Origin of the sequence: Peribacillus sp. NPDC096447, from assembly GCF_044762725.1 — a bacterium.
Taxonomy (GTDB): domain Bacteria; phylum Bacillota; class Bacilli; order Bacillales; family DSM-1321; genus Peribacillus.
The window spans coordinates 616,468-635,672 of sequence record NZ_JBIWEV010000001.1; the positions used below are offsets into that span (position 1 = coordinate 616,468).

General features: G+C 43.8%; 20 protein-coding genes, 1 pseudogene and 1 other annotated feature. Of the genes and pseudogenes, 4 read left to right on the top strand and 17 right to left on the bottom strand.

All coding sequences use genetic code 11. The annotated features are described in order from the left end of the window. Positions 1-482: 482 nt before the first annotated feature. Positions 483-627, bottom strand: a pseudogene (gene safA / locus ACIQZD_RS03090) (SafA/ExsA family spore coat assembly protein); the annotation flags it as partial. A 386-nt stretch (positions 628-1,013) separates the two neighbouring features. Here safA and ypfJ point away from each other — a divergent pair. After that, entirely contained in the window at positions 1,014-1,859 is an 846-nt protein-coding gene (gene ypfJ / locus ACIQZD_RS03095) for a KPN_02809 family neutral zinc metallopeptidase (RefSeq protein WP_402898051.1), read from the top strand. Between the two features lie 397 nt (positions 1,860-2,256). Here the strand turns inward: ypfJ and nadA are convergent, their stop codons facing one another. The 3 genes from nadA to nadB are packed head-to-tail and all read right to left on the bottom strand — an operon-like array spanning position 2,257 to position 5,775. Next, positions 2,257-3,363 carry a quinolinate synthase NadA gene (nadA, locus tag ACIQZD_RS03100; RefSeq protein ID WP_402898054.1) on the bottom strand — a complete coding sequence of 369 codons (1,107 nt, stop codon included), beginning with the start codon at positions 3,361-3,363 and terminating at the stop codon, positions 2,257-2,259. Continuing rightward, complete coding sequence (gene nadC, locus ACIQZD_RS03105; protein WP_402898058.1) at positions 3,360-4,211, bottom strand: carboxylating nicotinate-nucleotide diphosphorylase; 852 nt, start codon at positions 4,209-4,211, stop codon at positions 3,360-3,362. Before nadC ends, nadA begins: the two co-directional genes overlap by 4 nt. Beyond that, the gene (nadB, locus tag ACIQZD_RS03110; RefSeq protein ID WP_402898061.1) at positions 4,192-5,775 is read right to left on the bottom strand and encodes an L-aspartate oxidase; all 1,584 of its coding nucleotides are present in this window, start codon (positions 5,773-5,775) and stop codon (positions 4,192-4,194) included. The genes nadC and nadB overlap by 20 nt, the downstream gene beginning before the upstream one ends. Before the next feature lie 104 nt (positions 5,776-5,879). Here nadB and ACIQZD_RS03115 point away from each other — a divergent pair, with 104 nt between their 5' ends. Further along, positions 5,880-7,007, top strand: a complete 1,128-nt coding sequence (locus tag ACIQZD_RS03115; RefSeq protein ID WP_402898064.1) for an IscS subfamily cysteine desulfurase — start codon at positions 5,880-5,882, stop codon at positions 7,005-7,007. Between the two features lie 49 nt (positions 7,008-7,056). After that, positions 7,057-7,587, top strand: a complete 531-nt coding sequence (locus tag ACIQZD_RS03120; RefSeq protein ID WP_207436988.1) for a transcription repressor NadR — start codon at positions 7,057-7,059, stop codon at positions 7,585-7,587. 60 nt (positions 7,588-7,647) lie between these two features. Here the strand turns inward: ACIQZD_RS03120 and ACIQZD_RS03125 are convergent, their stop codons facing one another. The 11 genes from ACIQZD_RS03125 to ACIQZD_RS03175 form a co-directional block, all read right to left on the bottom strand. Continuing rightward, complete coding sequence (locus ACIQZD_RS03125) at positions 7,648-8,337, bottom strand: DUF6944 family repetitive protein (protein ID WP_402898068.1); 690 nt, start codon at positions 8,335-8,337, stop codon at positions 7,648-7,650. A 351-nt stretch (positions 8,338-8,688) separates the two neighbouring features. Then, positions 8,689-9,564, bottom strand: a complete 876-nt coding sequence (gene pheA / locus ACIQZD_RS03130; RefSeq protein WP_402898071.1) for a prephenate dehydratase — start codon at positions 9,562-9,564, stop codon at positions 8,689-8,691. A gap of 130 nt (positions 9,565-9,694) precedes the next feature. Beyond that, positions 9,695-10,144 (bottom strand): ACT domain-containing protein, encoded by a 450-nt coding sequence (locus ACIQZD_RS03135; RefSeq protein WP_034308837.1) that lies wholly within the window; start codon positions 10,142-10,144, stop codon positions 9,695-9,697. 40 nt (positions 10,145-10,184) lie between these two features. Next, positions 10,185-11,474 carry a GTPase ObgE gene (obgE, locus tag ACIQZD_RS03140; protein WP_402898074.1) on the bottom strand — a complete coding sequence of 430 codons (1,290 nt, stop codon included), beginning with the start codon at positions 11,472-11,474 and terminating at the stop codon, positions 10,185-10,187. A gap of 48 nt (positions 11,475-11,522) precedes the next feature. Continuing rightward, complete coding sequence (locus ACIQZD_RS03145; protein WP_098370077.1) at positions 11,523-12,062, bottom strand: Spo0B domain-containing protein; 540 nt, start codon at positions 12,060-12,062, stop codon at positions 11,523-11,525. A gap of 540 nt (positions 12,063-12,602) precedes the next feature. Further along, positions 12,603-12,893 carry a 50S ribosomal protein L27 gene (gene rpmA, locus ACIQZD_RS03150; RefSeq protein WP_048688955.1) on the bottom strand — a complete coding sequence of 97 codons (291 nt, stop codon included), beginning with the start codon at positions 12,891-12,893 and terminating at the stop codon, positions 12,603-12,605. Positions 12,894-12,905: 12 nt separating this feature from the next. Beyond that, a complete protein-coding gene (locus tag ACIQZD_RS03155) occupies positions 12,906-13,238 on the bottom strand; it encodes a ribosomal-processing cysteine protease Prp (RefSeq protein WP_101222784.1) in 333 nt (110 codons plus the stop codon). 13 nt (positions 13,239-13,251) lie between these two features. Further along, complete coding sequence (gene rplU / locus ACIQZD_RS03160) at positions 13,252-13,560, bottom strand: 50S ribosomal protein L21 (protein ID WP_034308849.1); 309 nt, start codon at positions 13,558-13,560, stop codon at positions 13,252-13,254. A gap of 13 nt (positions 13,561-13,573) precedes the next feature. Beyond that, positions 13,574-13,657, bottom strand: a sequence feature (ribosomal protein L21 leader region). 75 nt (positions 13,658-13,732) lie between these two features. Further along, on the bottom strand, positions 13,733-15,205 hold the full coding sequence (locus tag ACIQZD_RS03165) for an Rne/Rng family ribonuclease (RefSeq protein WP_402899869.1): 1,473 nt from the start codon (positions 15,203-15,205) through the stop codon (positions 13,733-13,735). A gap of 42 nt (positions 15,206-15,247) precedes the next feature. Next, the gene (locus tag ACIQZD_RS03170) at positions 15,248-16,114 is read right to left on the bottom strand and encodes a M50 family metallopeptidase (protein ID WP_402898079.1); all 867 of its coding nucleotides are present in this window, start codon (positions 16,112-16,114) and stop codon (positions 15,248-15,250) included. Beyond that, positions 16,107-16,856 (bottom strand): peptidoglycan DD-metalloendopeptidase family protein, encoded by a 750-nt coding sequence (locus ACIQZD_RS03175; protein WP_402898081.1) that lies wholly within the window; start codon positions 16,854-16,856, stop codon positions 16,107-16,109. Before ACIQZD_RS03175 ends, ACIQZD_RS03170 begins: the two co-directional genes overlap by 8 nt. A gap of 238 nt (positions 16,857-17,094) precedes the next feature. Here ACIQZD_RS03175 and ACIQZD_RS03180 point away from each other — a divergent pair, with 238 nt between their 5' ends. Then, positions 17,095-17,538 carry a S1 domain-containing RNA-binding protein gene (locus ACIQZD_RS03180; RefSeq protein WP_034308861.1) on the top strand — a complete coding sequence of 148 codons (444 nt, stop codon included), beginning with the start codon at positions 17,095-17,097 and terminating at the stop codon, positions 17,536-17,538. 126 nt (positions 17,539-17,664) lie between these two features. On the opposite strand, the gene minD is transcribed toward ACIQZD_RS03180, so the two are convergent. Next, positions 17,665-18,468 (bottom strand): septum site-determining protein MinD, encoded by an 804-nt coding sequence (gene minD / locus ACIQZD_RS03185; RefSeq protein ID WP_034308862.1) that lies wholly within the window; start codon positions 18,466-18,468, stop codon positions 17,665-17,667. Between the two features lie 2 nt (positions 18,469-18,470). Further along, on the bottom strand, positions 18,471-19,154 hold the full coding sequence (minC, locus tag ACIQZD_RS03190; RefSeq protein WP_402898085.1) for a septum site-determining protein MinC: 684 nt from the start codon (positions 19,152-19,154) through the stop codon (positions 18,471-18,473). Between the last annotated feature and the right edge of the window lie 51 nt (positions 19,155-19,205).

Genomic DNA, 19,205 nt, shown 5'->3' on the forward strand with positions numbered 1-19,205 from the left:
CACACTCATATTGGTCATGTTGACCATATAATAATTATTGATATCGATTTCCGGAATCACCGGCATGGGCACCGGAACTTCTTTTGGAACGATTTTTTGCTTTTCTTTAATGATTGGCTTTGGCTGAATGATCTGCTGCTCTTTCTTGACTGGTTGTTCCTTCACTGGTTGTTGAACGATTGGTTGCTCTTTTATCGGCTGTTGAAATTTCGGCTGCTCTTTTATCGGCTGCTGATATTTCGGCTGTTCTTTTATCGGCTGTTGAAATTTCGGCTGTTCTTTTACCGGCTGCTGAAATTTCGGCTGTTCTTTTACCGGCTGTTGAAACATCGGCTGTTCTTTAACAGCCGGTTTTTGCATAATTTGCTGCTCTTTTATAGGCGCTGGCTGAGCCTGGTACGGTAGAATTTGGGATTCTTTAATTCCCGGTTGAATATTCACGTTTGGTTTGGCCGTTTCTTTTATTACAGCTCCGGATGTCCCTGGTATTTTAATTTTCATTCCTGGCATCATCATGTCCGGGTTGCTCAATTGTGCGTTAACTTTTTTAAGTTCTTCAAAACTGACGCCGTATTTTTTGGCGAGTTTCCAAAGTGTATCGCCTTTTTGGACTATATGAATTTTCACGCTGTTAACCCCTCCTGTGCATATGTCCATATATTCTATGAAGCAGTGGGTGAATTGCTATTATTTTTATCATGAAAACTTATGCGTGAAAAATGACATTTATGATTGGATCAAAGATTTAGGAAAATGGAAGGTACTTTTTTGGAGAGGAAATAAATGATATGACATCTCCAAAAAGGAAATAATTTCTTAAAAAAGGATATTTAAGGGGACCATTGCCTTCATTCTAAAAAAGGAGGCAATGGTTTTTAGGTTTGATAGCATCATGTTATGAAACGCTTCTTTCAAGCTTCTGTCTAAACTCAGGGAAATCCGGGTATAAGAAAGTAAATGACCTAAGGCTTCGTCTTCAGGTACTTATCTTACATCCTTGGGGGGGAATTATAATGAAATGGAAAGGTAGACAGGGCAGCTCGAACGTCGAGGACAGAAGAGGCATGAGCGGAAAAGGCATGGCCGGAATCGGCGGAGGGGTCGGATTGGTGATTGTCTTGATCGTCACGCTCCTTGGCGGTAATCCTAGCGAATTGCTAGGCAGTTTGAATTCTACTGAATCGAACAATGGCAGCACTTATGTCGAGACTGATGAAGAGAAGGAACTTGCGCAGTTCGTATCTGTCGTCCTTGCAGAAACGGAGCAGGTCTGGACAGAAGAATTTCGAAAAAATGGACTGGAATATAAGGAACCGAACCTTGTCCTGTATTCAGGCAGTGTCGAATCGGCATGCGGAATGGCAGCTTCTTCGGTAGGGCCATTTTATTGTCCGGGTGACATGAAACTATATATTGATCTCAGCTTTTATCAAGAGTTGAAGCAAGAGTTCCAGGCACCCGGTGATTTCGCCATGGCCTATGTTATTGCCCACGAAGTCGGTCATCACGTTCAGACACTTTTAGGGACAACGGAAAAGGAAATGCCCGATCGTTCACAGGTCAGCGAGACTGAATATAATAGGTATTCCGTCCGCCTTGAACTACAGGCCGATTATTTGGCTGGAGTTTGGGCACATCATGTCCAAGGAGAGAATTTGCTTGAAAAAGGCGATCTTGAGGAGGCCTTGAATGCAGCAAGTGGTGTGGGAGATGACCGTATCCAAGAAAGAGCACAGGGGTACGTGGTTCCGGACAGCTTCACGCACGGCACATCCGAACAGAGAAAACGATGGTTCAATAAAGGTTTTAAATCAGGTGATATGAATGAAGGCAATACTTTTAAAGCGAGTAACCTTTAAAAGTTCTTACCTGTTTTGATTACAATAAGAAAAAAGGGGGTCTTGTCCCCCTTTCAGACTGTAGACAAATTCGAAGAAAAGCGAGTTTGTCTACAGTTTTTATGTTAAAAATTGCAGTTGTTTCTAGCAATCCGCTCCCTTTCCGCCGACTGTCTGCCATGCCTCCTCGACGCAAGCGTCTGTGGGGTCTAGGCTAGCCAGTTATTCGGCAGGAGTGTCGCAAATTTCTTCAATCCTGTGAGTTTCAGCTAAAACAGTAAAAATACATGTGGATTACTCGGTCTTGTTTTAAAATCATGGCAATAATTCCTGGATAAAATCGTAATAGGGATTCGGGATAAAACCATTCCAATCCCCATTAGGTCATCAAACTCAAAGGGGTATTGCCCCCCCTAACTCAAACGCGTTCCAGCATTCTGTTTAAAGCTAGGATGGCATTATCCGCAATGTTCTTCTCCACTTTGATCGGATTGATGATTATACCTTCTTCAATGGATTCAAGCGCCCAAAGCAGGTGAGGCAGATCAATTCGATTCATCGTAAGACATGGACACATATTCGGATTTAACGAGATGATGTTCTTGTCAGGATTATTGGCGATAAGTCGCTTGACAAGGTTCATTTCCGTTCCGATTGCCCAGGAACTACCTGGTTCGGCTCTTTCGATCATATTGATGATGTACGATGTCGAACCCGCATAATCTGACAGGGCGACTACCTCACGGCGGCATTCGGGATGAACGATGATATTCATTTCAGGCTGCTCCGCTCGAAGCGTTTCAATATTCGTTGTGGTGAAATTTTCATGGACTGAACAATGTCCTTTCCAAAGAAGTACCTTCAGATCTTCGAGTTCCCCTTCATAAATCAATTCATCCTTATGCGGATCCCAGACAGCCATTTCATTCAATGGGATGCCAAGGTCAAAGGCTGTATTCCTCCCAAGATGCTGATCGGGAAGAAAAAGGATCCTTTCTTTTTGCGAAAGGGCCCACGAGACCATCCCTTGTGCATTGGAAGAAGTCACCGTCGCCCCGCCATTTTTACCTACAAATGCTTTGATGGCCGCGGTGGAATTAACATACGTTAGCGGAAGGATTGTATCGCCAAATAAATCCTGAAGCTTTGTCCACGCCCGTTCCGTTTGTTCAATATCCGCCATATCCGCCATGGAGCAGCCTGCACGCATGTCAGGAAGGATAACCGTCTGCCCTTCTTCCGTCAAAATATCGGCTGTTTCAGCCATGAAATGCACACCGCAAAACACGATATAATCCGCTTCGCGATTTTGTGCGGAAAGCTGGGCCAATTGAAGTGAATCTCCCGTTGAATCCGAAAATTGAATGACTTCCTCCCGTTGATAATGATGACCTGGGATATAAAGACGGTTCCCCAGTCGTTCCTTAATGTCCCGGACCCGATTCTCCATCTCTTCCTTTGTCATCGTTTTATACTTTTCAGGCAATGCATTTCCTGCTGTTTTAGCCATTTCTAATATGTTCATTTCAATATCCCCTCACATTCTTTGACCTTTGCGCTAATATCAAGTGCCCTGACACTGTGCGTCAAGCTGCCCAACGAAATATAATCTACCCCTGTTTCCCGATATGAGGCTAGATTGTCTAAATTGATCCCTCCAGAAGCTTCAGTTATGATGTGGTCGGGAACCAATTTAATCAGTTGCTTGATTTCTTCTGGGCTTCGATTATCGAACATGATGATATCTGCACCGGCTTCCACTGCTTCAAGCACCTGTTGTGGTGATTCCGTTTCCACTTCCACTTTAGTGGTATGTCCCAGTTTGGATTTTACCGTTTGAACCGCTTTCGTTATGGACCCAGCGAAAGAAATATGGTTGTCCTTTATCATGACTGCATCATACAGACCATTTCTGTGATTATATGCCCCGCCGGAACGGACCGCATACTTTTCAAGCATCCGCAGGCCAGGTGTAGTTTTCCTCGTATCACAAGCTCTCGTCTTCGTCCCCGCTAAAATCATGGCAGCTTTATTAGCCTGTGTGGCAATGCCGGACATACGCTGCACTAAATTCAAAACGACCCGTTCCCCTTTTAAAAGAGATGCCATATCGCCGGTCATTCTTGCAAGCTGCTGTCCTTCTTCAAAGACTTCGCCATCTTGGACAAAAAGGAAAACCTCGATTTGCTCATCCAATAATGCAAATCCGGTCTTGATGACGTCCCCTCCACTAAAGACCCCGCCTTCTTTTGCGATGAATGTCAAAGTTCCTTGTTCACCTTGATCGAAAATCGTATCACTCGTTACATCGCATTCCCCTATATCTTCCAATAAAAATTGTTGCAGCATCTGTTTAAGCTTCAATATATTCATATAGTCGTCTCCCTTTCACTCGGTTTTTCACATCCGTGCAAGCAAGGATAACCGAATTTTCAAGCCATTGGGTGTCATCTTCGCTTGGATAGTCACTGCGGAAATGACCGCCCCTGCTTTCCGTTCTGGTCAATGCGGATTCGGCAATCAGCCACGCCACTATCATGGCATTGATTTTCGTTATTTCTTCTATCGATAATTCCGTTACTTCCAAATGCAGCAATTTTTCGATATTAAATGTCTCAAGATAATCCTTCAGTCGAGTTAATCCCGCTTCATTTCGAACGATTCCCGCTTCGTTCATTAATTTTTCCTGCAATGTCGTGAGATCAGGTAAAAAGGAAACTGGACTGGAACTCTTGGACCGCCCTTTTTCTTCCGGTATCGCCCTTGCCGGCACTTTTGCAAGGAAACGGCCAAGTGTATTTCCAAAAACCAGCCCTTCGAGAAGTGAGTTGCTTGCCAATCGGTTTGCACCATGTACACCCGTGCACGCTACTTCACCAACAGCAAACAAAGAAGGAACTGAGGTTTGCCCGAATTCATCCACTTCAATTCCTCCCATTAAAAAATGGTTTCCAGGTGCAACGGGGATTTTCCCCGATTGAAGGTCCAGCCCGCTTTTTTCACATAATGAGCTCACTGTCGGAAAACGATTCTTAAAATCCTTAATCATCGAAATATCCAAAAATACCTTTTCACCGCGCTGCAAATAAGAAAAAATCGTCTGTGCAACAATATGCCTAGGAGCTAGATCCTTCAAGCTATGGACCTCCTCCATGATCGGCCTTCCCATTTCCGTCACTAATCTCGCACCATCCCCGCGAACCGCTTCTGAAACGAGCCCTTTCGCTTTGCCATTCACAAAAAGCAGGGTCGGATGGAATTGTATGAATTCCATGTCACGAACTTTTGCACCTGCCTTGAATGCAAGTGCGATTCCATCACCTGAAACCGTTTGTGAATTTGAAGTGAAATGGTATAGGGAACCACAGCCGCCTGTTGCCAAAACCGTCTGTTCTGCATGATAGGCAACAAGATCCCCTGCCTTATCAAGTGTTTTGACGCCTATGCAGGAATCATCTTGCCCGATGATCAACTCCACTGCAGCAACATTTTCCATCACAGTAATCGATGATTTTTTCAGGCGCCCTATAAGATGTTCCATCATGTACTTTCCTGTAGCATCCCCGTGACTATGGAGGATTCTTCGTTCACTGTGGGCGCCCTCCATGCCAAGCAATAGAGTTCCGTCATCATCATGGTCAAATCGCATACCCGATTCAATAAGTTCAGCTATAACCGAAGGTGCCTCTTCAACGAGTTTTTCCACTGCCTTCACCTTGTTATATCGCTGACCAGCAGCCAGCGTATCTTTTTTATGAAAGGATACTCGGTCACGATCAGATATTGCAGCAGCAATCCCGCCCTGAGCTAAATATGAATTGCCATGACGGATATTTGATTTTGTGATGAGTATCACATGCTTATGTTCACTTGCTTCCAATGCCGTTTTCAAGGCAGCAATACCGCTGCCTATCACGATGATTTCCGCTTTTACCATTATTTCATTCCTCCTGTTTATGACAGGTGTCTTGACAACTATATTTACATATTATTAAACTATTATCAAGAAGTTTTTTAAGATTAAAGGATGGAAGTGATTTCTTGATTTATTTGGATTATGCCGCTACAACTCCGATTGATGAGGAGGCTCTCGACGTATTCAGCCAAGCATCCCGGAAGTTTTTCGGGAATGCGAGCAGTTTGCATGATATTGGCTCTGAGGCGGCACGTTTATTGGATATGTCACGGCAGCAACTCGCAGAAATGCTGAACATAAAAAAGGAAGGAATCATCTTTACGAGCGGCGGATCAGAAAGCAACATGCTTGCCATAGATACATTCATCGCTTCGAAACCATCCTGGCAGAACCACTTGATCGTAAGCCGAACTGAACATGCATCTCTTGCCAATTTCGTGGCAAAGCTTGAACAAGATGGCTTCGAGGTTACTTATTTACGGCATTTGGAAGATGGCCGTGTTGATATTGAACATCTCCAGGAATGTATGTCGGAGAAAACATGCTTGGTCATTGTCCAGCATGTGAATTCGGAAATCGGGGTCATTCAACCCATTGAGCAAATAAGTGAAATCGTTCGTAAACACCAGGCTTTTTTTCATGTGGATTGTGTCCAATCATTTGCTAAATTACCGCTTGGCAAGATAGCTGCCTCATGTGATGGACTATCCGTTTCCAGTCATAAAATTTATGGTCCAAAAGGGACTGGGGCCGTCATTTTCCCGGCCATCCATCAGTTGAAGGCTTCGGTACCGAATATCACTCATGAATATGGTTTCCGACCAGGAACAGTGGACGTCCCCGGAATAGCTTCCTTCGTAACCGCTGCTAAGAAATTGGGGGATATCATGGAAGATGAACGAAAACGGATTTCCACACTTAGGATGCAATTGATTCAGCGGCTAACGGATAGGAAAATCGATTTTCAAATCATCGAAGCAAAAAACGAGCAATTGCCTCACATTCTGGCGCTGACCTTCGCTGGATTGCAAGGACAGTACATCATGCTGGAATTAAACCAGAAAGGATTCGCCGTTTCGACGGGAAGCGCCTGTCAAATCGGTAAACAGGATCCTTCAAAAACGATGATGGCCATTGGGAAAAGCGAAGATGAAGCCCATCAATTCGTCCGCCTTTCCTTTGGCAAATACACGACGGCCGACGACATTCACAAGTTGGCGGACTGCATCGAAGCAATAGCTGCCATTCGATAAAACCCTCCAATCTGTGTTAGAATGTTTGTAATTAAAGAGGTGAATGTTTATGGAAAGAAAGAAATTACTCGGGGAAGAAAGACGGACGAAACTCTTACATTTATTGCAAACAAGCGCGGAGCCTGTAACAGGCAGCGAGCTTTCGCAGATAACGAATGTAAGCCGGCAGGTTATCGTTGGTGACATAACCCTCCTGAAAGCGCGGAATGAGCCTATCATTGCCACGAGCCAAGGCTATCTGTACTTACAAACGGGGAGCACGCAAAAGCCGGAAAGGGTCATTGCTTGCCAACACGATCCGTCGCGGACCCAAGAAGAGCTATATTTACTCGTGGATATCGGCATCACGGTGAAAGATGTCAAAATCGAGCACCCCGTATACGGCGACCTAACCGCTTCCATCATGGTCAGCAGCCGTAAGGAAGTCCAGCAATTCCTTTCAAGGGTGACGGCAACAAATGCATCTTTTTTATCGGAACTAACGAGCGGCATCCATCTCCATACACTGAGCGCATCATCTGAAGAACTGCTCGACGAAGCGGAGTGTGCTTTAAGGGATGCCGGCATTTTAGTCGATTAAAATAAACAAAAAATCCTCAAAAGCCATATCTTTTGAGGATTTTTTTATTGGCCATTATGCTCACTCACCACCGGAATTGCTTTCATTTGAGCTGCCTTCCCCGGAGTTTTCATCTTCGTTACTTCTCAACTGCCCGATAAGACTAATGACGGAACCGACCGCCTGAACCCAGCCTCCCATCACTTGGATTAATTCAGCATCAGATGGCTTCTCTTCCAAATAAGGATATTGATATTTTTGCAGTTCCTGCTCCTTATCTTGTTCTTGCTCTTGATCCTTATCTTGGTCTTTTTCTAGAATGCTATTTTTAAGTTCGGCAATTCCACCTATCGCTTGCATCGAATTCCCAATCGCCTGCAACAAATTCCCCGTAGCATTGAAGGCCTGCTCCGGTTCGTCCGGATTTTCGTATGCCCCCGCTAAAGCGGTGCCTCCGCCCAACGCTTGAATCAGATTGCCTTTGATGATTAATTCCTGTTTCGTTATTTCATCAAAATCAATGACTAGGCCTAAGATAACGGTCGAATTCCCGACCGCCTGTATTATATTACCCAATTTATCCAGTGACCAGGTTTCTTCTGCGTCCGCCAATAAGGCATTTCCTGTTGCTTGAAGTTCATTTCCAATCAAATCCAAGTTCGTACGAAATTCTTCGTCCAAGACTTTGGATGGTGTACCAGCAACAGCAGAAATGACGGTTCCTATCGCTTGAGTCCAAGAACCGAAAGTTTCTTTGAATTGACTATCCATCTCTGCTGACCACCACCCTCTCTCTGCATTTTTGATTAAAAAGGTGTATCCACTGAATTAGTCATCAACTTATGTATTCCACATGTGGCATATCGAGATTTACTTATTGTATTTGCTTTCATCACAATCGGTGTTTGTTTTTCATCCATAATCATTCTGCCTATTTCTATATATTTCATAAAATGACAGCCAACCATTTTAGGAACTTGTACGCAAGGGAAATACAAACCTTTACGACAGCCTTCACAAAAAAATGCCCCGGAAATACTCCCGGGGCACCCTTTTTATTCATAAAACTCAGATGAGGCTGTACCATTTATCATTTTAGAAAAAAATTTCACAAAAGAAAAATCAGCGCTGCGGTACACCTGTTTGGACTTTAAAGCATGAATAGCTTCCCATGATCGATACCGTACATCCTAAGGCTTCAAGCTCCGAAATCGCTCCTGGGATAAGGACATCGTCAAGGGGCATTTCGATGTCGATGATGAAAAAGTAATTGCCCAATCCTGTTTTCATGGGTCTTGATTCAATCTTGGAAAGGTTAAGTTTCCTCCAGGAAAAAGCGGAAAGGACTTGGTGCAGCTGCCCTGAGTGGTCGGCAGGCAGCTGAATCATCAAGGTCGTTTTCTTGTCCCCTTCAACGGTCAAATGCCCTTCATAGTCGACTTCACTGTTGGATACGACGATAAACTTGGTGTGATTATGTTCGTAATCGTGAATATTTTGTTTTGCAATCGTCAAACCGTATACCTCTGCAGCCATATCATTTGCAATCGCTGCAATATTGATATCGGGATTCTCCATCACCATCTTCGCAGCGGCAGCTGTGGATGTGACATACTCATACGGAATGCCCCTTAGCTCATTATGTAGAAATTTGCGGCATTGAGCGATGGCATGGGAATGCGAATATACCATGTCAGGTTTGAAACCAGGATATGCATGGTCCGGATGCACCATATAATGCTGTTGGATTGGAATCGTCACTTCGCCTTTCATCGGCAATGTGACTTCATGGACTAAGTAATCCATCGTTATATTTACCGAACCCTCCAAAGCATTCTCGATCGGCACGAGCGCGTGATTCACTTCCCCGTCCCGAACAGCATCAAGGCAGTCCGGAATCGTGTTCATCGGTATTTTTATATCATTAGGAAATAGTCGCGATACAGCTAAATCCGTGAACGTTGCTTTTGGTCCAAGAAATGCAATTTTTGATGTCATATTATAAACTCCTTTTCACGGAAAATCTATTGTTTATGTTATGCCATTTTCTGATTTTTTACAATAGTTAATCGTTAATTTCCTTTTACAAATGAAAACAGCCTGTACATGTGAAATGTACAGGCTGTTTTCATGCGCCATTACCAATGATTTCGACTTTTTCGACGAACTCCATTTTACGCAGTTTAGTAAGCAGTTCATTAATATCCATCGTCATCCCACCCGTATTCAGGGATAGGGTGACATTTGCACGTCCCTGCAAAGGAATCGTTTGGTGGATGGTCATGATGTTGCAACCGGATGAGGCGACGAGCCGTAAAAGCTCCGATAGAGTACCAGAACGATCTTCGAGATAGAAGAACAGTGTAATCAGCTTTTCCTTAACAACTGTATGAAACGGAAAAACCGTGTCACGGTATTTGTAAAAAGCACTCCTGCTTAGGTCCACTCGCTGTACCGCTTCCCAAACTGATTCTGCTTTTCCCCGTTCAATCATTTCTTTTGCATCCAGCGTTTTTTTCATCGCTTCGGGAAGGACATCCTCTCGAACGAGGAAAAATTTCTGATCGGACTTATTCAAACTCCGCACGCCTCCTTTTGCCTGCCATCATGGTCTCCAATCAATCAACAAATTCAAATTCATATTCAAGGATACGGACGATATCGCCATTTGTCGCACCTTTTTGGCGAAGGCCTTCGTCGACTCCGAATGAACGAAGCTGTCTGGCGAAACGACGTATGGACTCTTCACGGGTGAAGTCAGTCATTTTGAATAAACGCTCGATCTTGAATCCTGATACGGCAAAGCTGCCATCGGGTTCGCGTTCAATGTTAAATTCATCCGACTGTGATGTATGTTTATATAGAACCCGGTGGATTCCAGTATTCTCTTCCTCATGATCAAGAGGGAACTCAGGGGTCTCTTCGATTTTATCAGCGATAGCATAAAGAAGCTCACGGATCCCTTCACGCGTTACCGCAGAAATAGGGAAGATAGGATAATCTTCTTCCAGCTTTTCTTTGAAAGCCGCTAAATTATCTGCTGAGTCCGGCATATCCATTTTACTTGCCACAATGATTTGCGGACGTTCAGTCAAGCGCAGGTTATACTCTTCCAACTCTTTATTGATTGTTTGGTAGTCTTCATATGGATCCCTGCCTTCAAGACCCGACATATCGATTACATGAACGATTACCCTCGTTCTTTCAATATGGCGCAGGAATTGATGTCCAAGGCCCACTCCTTCTGAAGCGCCTTCAATCAGACCCGGTAAATCGGCCATGACGAAGCTGCGGTGATCTTCCGTTTCCACCATTCCGAGGTTCGGGACGATCGTCGTGAAATGGTATTCGGCAATTTTGGGCCTTGCTGCGGATACGACGGAAAGCAAAGTGGATTTCCCTACACTTGGGAACCCAACCAAACCGACATCAGCCAACAGTTTCAATTCCATGACTATATCACGTTCTTGGCCCGGTTCGCCGTTCTCAGCGATTTCAGGTGCAGGATTGGCAGGTGTGGCGAAACGGGAATTTCCCCGGCCTCCGCGGCCACCTTTGGCGATAATGGCGCGTTGTCCGTGCTCAACTAAATCAGCAATGACTTCCTTCGTTTTATCATCAATGACAACGGTGCCAGGTGGAACCTTGATGACCATATCCTTTGCAGCCGCACCGTGCATGTTTTTGGACATGCCATGTTCTCCGCGAGGTGCCTTAAAGTGACGTTGATAACGGAAATCCATTAATGTACGCAAGCCCTCTTCCACTTCAAAAACGACATTGGCTCCATTTCCGCCATCTCCGCCGGCAGGTCCGCCTTTAGGTATGAATTTCTCACGACGATAAGCAACTATCCCGTTACCACCGTCTCCGCCTTTAACATAGACTTTCGTTTGATCGACAAACATGCTATCACTTCCTTGTTTTCTGCAAGTCATTTCTTGCTGTATACTTCTCTAAAAGTTAATATCCATCTTAAAAAATATTTCATCCTCATTACATTCAAGAATTTCAATTGATTGCTCGGCCGTCAATGAACTTTCCAAAAACTCGATCACTGGGGATTGATCAATGAACCTGCCTTGCATATGAAATGAACAGTGCATATCGCTCACTTCTTTTTTACACATGGAAACAGCCAGTATATTTTCAAAAAACGGATCGAGATTCTTATCGAGAATTTTAAAGAAATCGTTTGTCCAGCGATACATCAGCCCGTCCATCTCAGTTGAGCCTTCAAAAACATCAATGATTTCATATTCGCAATAAAATGATCCATTATTCCAATTCGACGTCAACAACATCTCGGTGAACTTAGGTAAATTCAAACTGGAGAGGCGTGCTTCATTCTGGGTTTCAACAATGATTTCATCAATGATGCCCTTGACACGATCAATTCTGTTCAACTCCAGATTCCCTTTGATGATTTGAATTTTATTCAGCCAGTCATGCCTGGTTTGACGCAGAGTTTCAATAGTCGTCCAATTTTTATCCATTATTAACACCTTCAATTATGATAAAGAAACTTTTTATTCAGCTCTATCATGTTGAATACTTCCATTTGTACAGTATATCAAAAAAACAACAAACAGGAAATGAAGCTCGATTCACATGCCTTCACATGAAAGCCCCCGTCCAAAAAATACAGCCGCACACCCTGAGTTCTTTGGACGATGGTAGAGCCATTTGAACTAAAAAAGAGAATGGGCCTTTTATGCACCAATTGGAGATATTATAGTTGAATTGGAGTGTCTATTTGGTTTAAACCAAATCGGATGGATGAGTAATCTTGGATTTCCCCCCTGAAAGTTTAAGAAAGCCCGCCGATTGGCGAGCCTTTTGTAAGTCAGAGGTTGTTTTCCTTATACTAATGACTAAAGTCTCCTGCAAAATGCTGGTTCATTTCCTATAGTATAAATAAAGGGCCGGACCCCTTCATCACTATATAGCATACCATTATTAAAAATGACGCGGTATATAGTGTCTTGTAGAAGGAATCAGACCCTTTTGAGTCAGCCTCTGTTCAAAGATGCCAATTATGCTTCTTGTGCAACTGGATATACGCTTACTTTTTTACGGTCACGTCCGAAACGTTCGAATTTAACAACACCGTCTACTTTAGCGTATAGAGTATCGTCTCCACCACGGCCTACGTTCTCACCAGGATAGATTTTTGTTCCGCGTTGACGGTAAAGGATAGAACCACCAGATACGAATTGACCATCTGCACGTTTAGCGCCAAGACGCTTGGAGATTGAGTCACGTCCGTTCTTTGTAGAACCTACTCCTTTTTTCGAAGCGAAGAACTGAAGATCTAATCTTAACATTTGTTCCACCTCCTATTGGTTGAGGATAATTTTCATGTATTTACCATAATCACGTTCGATGGTTTGCAGCGATATGAGCATGCCGTTCAAAAGCAGCTGAACCTTCTCTTCCGATTCCGGCGAAAGATTCCCCGGAATGACGCAGCGAAGATAGCCGCCTTCTCTCCCTTGCTCAATCTCAGGCTCAACGTCCGTTAAGGACATGATTGCATTGACTGCCCCGAAGGAAACAGCCGATACACCTGCACAAACGATATCAGAACCTTTTTTAGCAAAATTAGCATGTCCGCTTAAGGTGAACGAAGCAATCCGTTCCTGCGGAGCATCAAATACAACTTTGATCATCTAGAATCAGCCCTTACGCGTTGATTGCTTCGATAACAACTTTAGTGTATGGTTGACGATGACCTTGTTTTTTACGATTGTTTTTCTTCGCTTTGTATTTGAAAACAGTGATTTTCTTTTGCTTACCTTGTTTTTCGACAGTACCTGTTACAGTAGCGCCTTCAACTAGTGGAGCACCGACTTTCACGTCTTCGCCACCTACGAATAAAACTTTGTCAAATGTAACAGTTTCGCCTGCTTCTGCGTTTAATTTTTCAATGTAAACCGCTTCGCCAGCTGCTACTTTAATTTGTTTACCGCCAGTTTCGATAATTGCGTACATACTTGCACCTCCTTAAATGTCTCAGACTCGCCAATCACAGGCGTTTTACCAGAAAGGCAAAAGCTTAAAACCTGATGTTGAGCGGTTGTAGCACGGGTGCTACAAACATAACATTAAAATCCTAACATGAAACAGGAAAGGCTGTCAATATATTTATAACAATTCCCGCCCTTCACTCGAAAGCCAGCCCGATTTCCTGAATGCTCCCGAAGCGCTTGATGGAGTAAGCATTCCTCGAACCTGGGATAAAAGACAGGAATATCTTTTTACCGATCAATTCCTCCAATGTCGGCCGATATGATTCCTTTTCACCAAGCAGCACGTCCGCCACCGCTTTACTGACCTCCACCCAGACCGCTTCATCATCCGTCTTCCTGTGTTCCAGCAGTTCACGTTCCAACCGGAAGGCCACCGTTTCTGGGCTCTCGATTTTACCGCTTCCACTGCACACAGGGCAAGGCACCGTCGTCATTTCACTTAAAGACGGGGAGGTTCGCTTTCTCGTCATTTGTAAAATGCCCAGTTCCGTAAAACCGATGACCTGGATTCGCTTCTCATCCCTCACCGCTTCCTTTTTGACGATTTCGATGATTTCCTGCTTATGCCCGGACTGGTCCATATTGATGAAGTCTATCAGGATGATTCCGCTGATATTCCTCAATCTCAGTTGACGGGCGACCTCTTTCGCCGCAGCCTGATTAACCGCAAACAATGTTGCTTCCTTCGCCACCTTGCCGGTGAACTTACCTGAATTGACATCGATTACGGTGAAAGCTTCCGTTTCTTCAAAAATTAAATATCCGCCATTCTCAAGCCAAACGATTTTCTTGGCCATTTTCTCAACTTGCGCTTCCACATTCCATTCGGAAAAAATATTCTTTGTACCCGATACATGGGATATTTCCCACTCCTTACGGTTTTCCTGTATCCACTTTTTCAACTCGCGATAGGCCTCGAAGTCATCGATGGCAAGTTCCCCGGTCGCCGTTCCCGACATTTCGGAAATGATCATATCAAGGTATTCGTCCCTCTCATAGAGAAGGGAAGGGGCCCTGAGGGACGCAGCCTTAAGTTCAAGCCCTTTAAAGAGCTCCCGCAATCCATTTAACCTGTCAAGGAAGACCGATTCACTTTCGTTCTCCATCGAGGTGCGGACAATCAATCCCTCATCAGGATTTTTATGCTGCAAGGCCGTTTCCCGCCATTGCTTCTGAAGATCATTGTTTTTGAATTTCTTTGAAACACCAACATAATCTATTCCATGTATGTATACGAGGGAATCTGTCGAAAACTCGATCAGTCCAGTCAATTTAGCTCCTTTGGTGCCCGTTTCATCCCGCGTCACCTGAACTAGCAGCTTTTCTCCTTGACGGACAAATTGACCGATCGATGCTTTCCCATCACTTTTTTTTGTCTGCTGGAAAGAGGGAATCTCGTCACGGTGTAAAAAACCATTTTTCTCTGCACCATAATCAATGAAGACGGCATCCATGCCCGGTAACACCTTCGTCACCTTCCCAAGATAAATATTACCGACCGTACTCCGCTTTTGAGGCGTCATGATTTCAAGTTTACGTAAAACACCATTCTCAAGTACAGCCACTCTTTTTTCGCGTGAAGCTAGGTTCGCGATCATTTTTTTCATCAAAAAAAATCCTCTCCTCAATTTGAAGAAAGGATAACATATTTAATAAGAATATAATAGGTCGCCGATTTTCCCGTTTGTCATTTTCTCGGAAAAATAGGCATGAAGGATTTCCGTTTCATCCAACGATCCGCTCTCTTTCCCGTTTTTCATGATGATCACGGGGTGTTTACAGCCGCGTTGAAACATTTCCAGCACTTTATAAATCGGTTCTTGTGAATCCACCGAGATCGGCTTCAGTTTCGCCAAATCATTCGTATGCCCGTAATGGCGCTGCAAAAGAAAGCGGATGAACGCATAATACCTCTGCCGCCATTCCATGACGAGTGAAAGACTTATGAAAAAGATGATGAGCCAGATGTTCAAATTGAGCGGATCCAGAATGAGCCAGGTCAAAAAAGCAAGGAAAGCGAATACTGCAGAAAAGTGAAGTGTATGTTTCTGCGCTTCCAGAAAGGTGCAGTATAGGGAAACACCGATGAATAGCAGCCGTCCCCCGTCCAGGGGCCAAATTGGCAGCAGATTAAAAATCAACAGCATAAGATTCATATACAAAAAGGGCTGGTACAGCTCATATGGGATAATGGTAAAGAAATAGAGCAAAAAAGCTGCGCCAATGAGCCAAACATGTTGAAGCGGACCGGCAAGCACCACCGCCAAATCCTCCTTCAAACTCTTGTTTCCATATTCCTCAGTCTCGACAGCCCCGCCAAAAGGAAGCAGCTGGATTGACTTTATCCGCCATTTGAAGTGCTGGGCACAGACAGCATGCCCCATCTCATGTATAAAGACGATGAGCAACAGCATCATCACTTCAATGAAATGGGCTGTGAGGATGGCGATGCCAATGACAAACCACAATGTCGGGTGCACCCTGATTTTAAACAGTAACTTCCCATATTCACTCAAAGGAAATCACCTTTTTAGGATCGACGAAAGCATCATTTTCTTTTATCGCTAAATAAAACCTGCCCATGGATCCATCTTCACTTAGTGTAACCTGTCCGACTTCATTGCCCTTTTTAACGAACTCATACAATTTCACATCAATTCCCTCCAGCTGCCCATACCAAGATTCACTTTTATTGGCATGCTGAATGACCACCGTCTTTCCGATCCCCTCCTTTTCACCGGCAAAAATGACTACCCCTTCATTAACGGCCTCTACCTTTGAGCCTTTGCTCGTTTCCAATATGATTCCCTCACCGTTCGTCTCGAAGTTTTGGGTAATCTTCGCAGAAGCTGGCATTGCATATTCTTCATTCGAATCAACAGTTTCCGTATTGGCTTCATTCGGTAAAAAAGCGATTGGTTTACCAAACGCACTTTCATACCAATTGGAGATTGAAGCGAACTGAAATTCCTTCTTCATGTTCTCCGTGACAAAACTCCTGGCAGGGTCAAGCCGCACAGAAGGGTGTTTGAACATCACCGCGACAATCAGGAACAGGCATACACTGGCAAGGATTTTAAAGAAAAAATATTCTTTCTTGAAGAGCGGATGATCTTTTTCGGAATACCCGTTATATGAATCAATCCCATATGGTTCCTCATTGTTGATCTCCGTCCAACTACTGCTTCCTGCAGGTTTATCATTAAACTTGCGTCTCTTGGCGATACGATTGCGGATATCTTTCCTGCGATCATCCATTCCAGACTTCCCCCCCTGCTCATGTCAAAGCGCTATATTACAACGTATGAGCAACTTGTCCAGACTATTCTGCACTTCCCTGAAAAATTTTTTTCCGATGAAAAATTCACCGAAACTTATGAATTTCCAAGGTGGTTCGGGCATCGATTCAGAAAATCGAATAATTGAGATTGAAATTGTTCCCCGGAATTTGTTATAATAAAGTGGTTTTAACATTATTGAGGGGGAACATTTTTTTATGTCAATCGAAATAGGCAGCAAAGTACAAGGTAAAGTAACAGGTATCACTAATTTTGGAGCATTCGTAGAATTACCAGGAGGCTCAACAGGTCTTGTGCATATCAGTGAGGTAGCAGATAGCTATGTAAAAGACGTAAATGACCATCTTAAAGTAGGCGACCAAATTGAAGTAAAAGTGATTAGTGAGAAAGACGGAAAAACTGCCTTGTCCATCAAAAAGGCTATAGATAGACCCGAAGGGCAAACCTCTTCTTATACCAAACGCCCACCACGCCAAGGGGATAGCCGTTCTAAAGATTTTCGTTCAAAAGGTAATTTCCAACCAAAGGAAAATTTCGAAGATAAAATGGTGCGCTTTTTAAAGACTAGTGAAGAAAATCTATCGACTCTTAAACGCAGCACCGAATCAAAACGCGGCGGCAGAGGCGGAAGACGCGGATAACCCGCTGCATTTTTAGCATATAGATCAGGCAAGCCAGTATATGGCTTGCCTTTTTTATTTCACAAGAAGCATAAAAAAAAGCGAGGGCATCAAATGCTCCCCGCTTCTTGACAAAAGAATATGGATTTACCGCACGCTGAAGAATTTTTTCAATTTGGACATGAAGCCCTTTGGTTCGCTGCCAATTGGAGTCAAGGGCACAGATTCACCAAGAATCCTTCTGGCGATGTTCCGATAGGCAAGCGAAACTCTATTGTCCGGATTATAGGCAATGGGTTCCTTTTTATTCGCAGCCACAATGACCTGGTCATCATCAGGAATGACGCCGATCAAATCAATCTTAAGAAAATCTGCAACTCCATCGATATCCATTTCTTCATCCTCATGAAGCAAATGGCCGCGGATCCGGTTGATGATCAATTGAGGCGGTTCAATATGCTCTTCTTTTTCAAGCAGGCCAATAATACGGTCAGCATCCCTGACAGCCGGTCTCTCTGCGGTCGTAACGATGATCGCCTTGTCTGCCCCAGCTATGGCATTCCTGAAGCCCTGTTCAATGCCTGCAGGGCAATCAATGATGACATAATCATAGTCAGGCTTCATATCGCTGATGAGTTTCCTCATCTGCTCTTCATTCACCACTGTTTTGTCACTATTTTGCGGAGCGGGAAGCAGATAAAGCAAATCCTCGAAATGTTTATCTTTTATAAGCGCCTGGTGTATCTTACAGCGCCCTTCGACCACATCGACCAAATCATAGATGATGCGATTCTCCAATCCCATGATCACATCCAAATTCCGAAGACCAATATCCGTATCAATCAAGCAAACCTTTTTGCCTAGAAGAGCTAAAGATGTTCCTAAATTGGCGGAGGTGGTCGTTTTCCCGACACCACCCTTACCGGATGTTATAACTATTGCCTCTCCCACGATTAGAGACCCCCTTCTAATCTATTTAAATTAGGTCTATATTTCTTTAAGACTTGCAATTTTTCTATTATGATATTTTCATCTTCATCCATGAAGGCACATTCCAAGTCATGTCCCCATTTCGTATATTGGTCAGGAGATAAATTCACTTTTCCGGCAATGCGCAGCTGGGCGGGCTTCATGACAGAGGCAGCTATAATGGCCTCGTTATTCCCTTTATATCCGGCATGGGCTATTCCCTTTAGCTGTCCCATGATATATATGTTGCCACCCGCACGAACCGTTCCGTCGGGATTGACATCACCTATCAGCAGTAAGTCCCCGGGAACTTCAAAAACCTGTCCCGACCTTATCACCTTGGTCACGGTCGTCACTTGGTTTTCATCTTTCCATCGTTTCGCTTCATCCTTCGTCAGGACATTCGAAATCATCTCATCTACGAAAAGCTTCTTCTTTTTATGGATGACCTCTTTAATCTTTTCTTCTTGTTGTTCATCAAGATAGCGGTTCCCTGTATGTACTTTTACGGAAATGGACGGGTCATTTTCTTGAAACTGGTAGTTTGCCGAAAGCTTCACTTCTAACTCTTTCAATAATTCGGAAAATGAGCAAGAATCATCGAGATGAAGCATAAACCCGTCTTTTGTTCCCTTAATCATGACATTTTGCTGAATTCTTTTATTCATGACGTTTGTTTCACCTCAATGAAATATAATTCGACATAGGAAAACAAATTT